5 protein-coding genes are annotated in these 3,382 nt (G+C 66.1%); all 5 read left to right on the plus strand.

Annotated elements, in window-relative coordinates; all coding sequences use genetic code 11:
• Positions 1–646: 646 nt before the first annotated feature.
• Positions 647–778 carry a hypothetical protein gene (locus tag AB0C84_RS45590; protein WP_361079049.1) on the plus strand — a complete coding sequence of 44 codons (132 nt, stop codon included), beginning with the start codon at positions 647–649 and terminating at the stop codon, positions 776–778.
• Positions 779–835: 57 nt separating this feature from the next.
• The gene (locus AB0C84_RS45595; protein WP_361079052.1) at positions 836–1,141 is read left to right on the plus strand and encodes a hypothetical protein; all 306 of its coding nucleotides are present in this window, start codon (positions 836–838) and stop codon (positions 1,139–1,141) included.
• A 137-nt stretch (positions 1,142–1,278) separates the two neighbouring features.
• Positions 1,279–2,307, plus strand: a complete 1,029-nt coding sequence (locus AB0C84_RS45600; RefSeq protein WP_361079054.1) for a hypothetical protein — start codon at positions 1,279–1,281, stop codon at positions 2,305–2,307.
• Between the two features lie 192 nt (positions 2,308–2,499).
• Positions 2,500–2,997: a hypothetical protein gene (locus tag AB0C84_RS45605; RefSeq protein WP_361079057.1), complete on the plus strand. Its 498-nt coding sequence runs from the start codon at positions 2,500–2,502 to the stop codon at positions 2,995–2,997.
• Positions 2,994–3,176, plus strand: coding sequence for a hypothetical protein (locus AB0C84_RS45610; protein WP_361079060.1), 183 nt, complete (start codon positions 2,994–2,996; stop codon positions 3,174–3,176). The genes AB0C84_RS45605 and AB0C84_RS45610 overlap by 4 nt, the downstream gene beginning before the upstream one ends.
• Positions 3,177–3,382 lie beyond the last annotated feature (206 nt).

Consider the following 3,382-nt stretch of genomic DNA (forward strand, 5'->3'; position numbering starts at 1 on the left):
CTACAGGTACCCACCACCCCTCCACTACCCTCTTACGATCACTCCCTCACTTGCGCCGCGGGGGTCGGCTTCGCCGTTTTCGCCGCCCACCCGACCGCCGATTACGCGCTTCGGCCCACCTCCACCCAGCGCCACCTCAACACCCCGGCCCGGTCCTTCACCCGCCTACATGAAAAGAGGTTCGTCCATGGATGAATTCGCCGACATCCGAGAGAAGCGGAACCTCACCTCGAACGCCGCGCCGACGCAGTACGAGGGGTAACTCGAAGACGGACGCTACTACTTCTTCCACTACCGCTATGGCCGTGCGTCTCTGGGCTCGGAACCAGCGTGCAGGAGGCAATCCACGATCCGCACAAAGTGAGACGAACCTACGGCGACGGCCTCGACGGTCACATGACCGAGGCACGATTCCAAGAGGTCGCGGCTGAGCTGCTGTCCCTGCACGAATAGCCGCCTTCCACGCATCGACGGGGTGTTGCGCCAGGCCGAATCAGCGGCCGTAGCCAGGTTCCGGGGATCGGCATCAACGCCCAGAGGGCAGCACGCCGCCGGGGCCGGGTCAAGGGAACAGCACCCTTGACCCGGCCCCGGCGGCGTGCCGAGCGGAGCTCGTTGACGCCGACCCCAAGACCCGGAGGCACCGATGACCGACCAGATCGCCTTGCTGCTGGACGTACTGACCGAAGAGGAGTGCGCCGAACTCATGGACACGAGGGCCGCCAAGGCCGCCGCTGCGGAGCATGCCGAGGAGCTGGAGGTCCGCTTCACCGGATGACGTCCGCGGCCTGGCCGGGACCGATTCCCGGCCAGGCACTCAAGCCCGAAGGAGCCGATGATGGTGATCACCTTTGCTCAGGCCATCCCCCACATCCCCGCCGCCTTGGAAGAGCTGCTGGCGGAGTTGGTTGGCGACGCGCACTTCACCGCTCAACTAGCGGCCCGTCTCAACAACCGGGGCTATCCCGGCACCGTCGAGGTGGACCGTCTTGACCGTATTGCACCTTCTGCCTCCGTTCATGCCCAACCAGCACACGGGCTGCGGGTGCGCATCGGCGGCGTCTGGCACGAACTCCCGATCGTCCAAGCGCCAGAGTCCCTATACAGCAGCGCAGCTCTGCTACGCCCCCTCGCCGCCTGACGCCCTCCTGTTTCGGGCTCACCACGACGCCCCCTGCATTCCCGCCAGGCACACCGCGCCGCCAAGAGGTCTGCGCGTCCATGTCCAGCCATCTGCCCCTACCGCCCGCTCCACCAGCGGCGAGGAGGTTGCCCGCCATGGCTGTCACTACTTTCCGGGCACCGCCTGATTCCGTTCTCGGGATCCCGGCCCGACTGCTGAAACACCTGCGCGACATTGCCCTGAGCCGCTCTCCGTACATCTTGAACCTGGGCGCCGGAGTCCAATCGTCGACTCTGCTCGCCGGCGCCGCCGATGGCCTGTTCCCACGCCCAGATGTGGCGATCTTCGCTGACACCGGCTGGGAACGCCGAGCCACCTACCGACACCTGGACCGCCTGAATCGCCTGGTCGCGCGCGAGGCCGGCATCCCCCTGGTCCATGTGAGCGTCGGCAACATACGCCGTGACGCGGTCCGCCTGCATGGGCACTACGCCTCGATGCCGCTACACATCCGCACCCAGCACGGCCGAAAAGGAATCTTGAAGCGGCAATGCACTGCCCACTACAAGGTCCAGCCCATCGACAAAGCCGTCCGGGCAATTCTAGGTGCGCCAATATCCGCTAACGGGCGGATCGGGTCAGCGCCAGCCGGCCGCCGCGCCATACAATTCATCGGGTTCAGTGCAGACGAGCAGCGGAGAGTGCTGGAAGGCGGCCCCGACCACACCACAATGGAATACCCTCTCATCGAAAAAGGTCTCACACGAACCGACTGCGCCGAATTGTTGACGAACTGGGGACTCGGAGATACCCCAAGGTCGGCGTGCATTGGATGCCCGTTTCATGGCAATGCCGCCTGGCGCGAACTCAGACGCGACAGCCCCGAGGAATGGGCCGACGCCTGCAAAGTCGATGAACTGCTGCGCCACGGACACCCCGCCGCAGGCACACCACTGCGCGGCACGGCCTATCTCCACCGTTCACATGTTCCGCTCGACGAGGCCCCGATCGACAGGCTGAGCGCGGCCGAGTGGAAGGCACGCCAAGGCAGGCTCGATCTCGGCCCTGGCGTCGATGTCGACACTGAACTGATCGCCTACCTGGAGAACCCGCCAGGCTGCTCTCCCTACGGGTGCCGTACCACCGAGATCCCGGTAGCCGCCGCCGTGGAAGCGGGAGCCTGACACCGCATCTCGCCAACCTCACGCCTGCGGCGGCCTGGGCCGCGCACCGACGCCGACGGCCTCCTCCGACAGTCGCCGTGTGCCTTGCGCGGCCGACGACCAGGGCTCCAGCGCGGCTCCACCGCGGCTCCGTGCATCAGTGAACCCGCCACCCGACCGAGCTCTGCCCTGTACTCCCGGGAAAGGAACGACATGGCCTCTGGTAGCGAGACGATCTCCTCCAACAAAATCGACTTCGTGGTGCGCAACGAGCCCGGTGCTGTCCGGTTCGACTACGAGCACCCATGTGGGCAGGAACCCGCCTACAGCATCTGGCTCTGGGGAGCCGAGGACTTGACGCACTTTCATCCGGACGGCACCGAAGCAGGCACTCTCACGGTGGCACCGCAGGACCTGCTCACCGCCGCCATCATCGCCTCCGGCTTCGGCCGCATCGTCGGCTACCGGCCGATCCCGCTCGACCGGGTCGAACTGCGCAACCACGCCGAGGTCGAGCACATGCTGACGCAGTTGGTGGGGGATGTGCACGAGCCGCTCCGCTTCAGGGGCGGCCGCCGCTACGTCATCGCATTCGACTGGGATTCCGAACGGTCCTGCCGCTCATCCGCCGAGCCCAGTGACGGTACTCGCTCACCAGCATGCAGTCCTAGCCCGGACTCATCCGTACCCTCTCGAGGGGAATCGCGATGACCGTCTTCGAGGTCCGCGAACTCGCAGTGATCATTGCCCGTGCGATGGCGGTGATGCCCGCCAGCGAAGCCCTCGATCTCGAACAGAGCTTCCTGACCTTCATTCAGGCCAAGCGCCCTGATACGACCGCCGAAGAATGGCACGACCTGCTGGTGGGCACAGGGCACCTTTCCTCCTAGGCCACTTCTCTGTCTGTCGGCCGGGTGTGTTGTTTCAAGGACACCTCACATGGACCGCACGATGACCGCAAGCCGCTCCTCCTGACGTTCTACGCGGTCCTCGGCGCCCCAAGGGCAGCGCGCTGCGGCGGCGGTGTCAAGGGAGATTGCGGTCGGCGATGCGGGCGGCGCGGCGGACCAGGGTGTCGCCCTCCGGTCCGCCGGTG

The sequence above is a fragment of the Actinomadura sp. NPDC048955 genome, assembly GCF_040649435.1.
Classification (GTDB): domain Bacteria; phylum Actinomycetota; class Actinomycetes; order Streptosporangiales; family Streptosporangiaceae; genus Spirillospora; species Spirillospora luteofluorescens.

Coding starts and splice junctions, on each gene's coding strand:
- AB0C84_RS45595 (WP_361079052.1), top strand. CDS start 836: ATGATGGTGATCACCTTTGCTCAGGCCATCCCCCACATCCCCGCCGCC.
- AB0C84_RS45600 (WP_361079054.1), top strand. CDS start 1,279: ATGGCTGTCACTACTTTCCGGGCACCGCCTGATTCCGTTCTCGGGATC.
- AB0C84_RS45610 (WP_361079060.1), top strand. CDS start 2,994: ATGACCGTCTTCGAGGTCCGCGAACTCGCAGTGATCATTGCCCGTGCG.
- AB0C84_RS45605 (WP_361079057.1), top strand. CDS start 2,500: ATGGCCTCTGGTAGCGAGACGATCTCCTCCAACAAAATCGACTTCGTG.
- AB0C84_RS45590 (WP_361079049.1), top strand. CDS start 647: ATGACCGACCAGATCGCCTTGCTGCTGGACGTACTGACCGAAGAGGAG.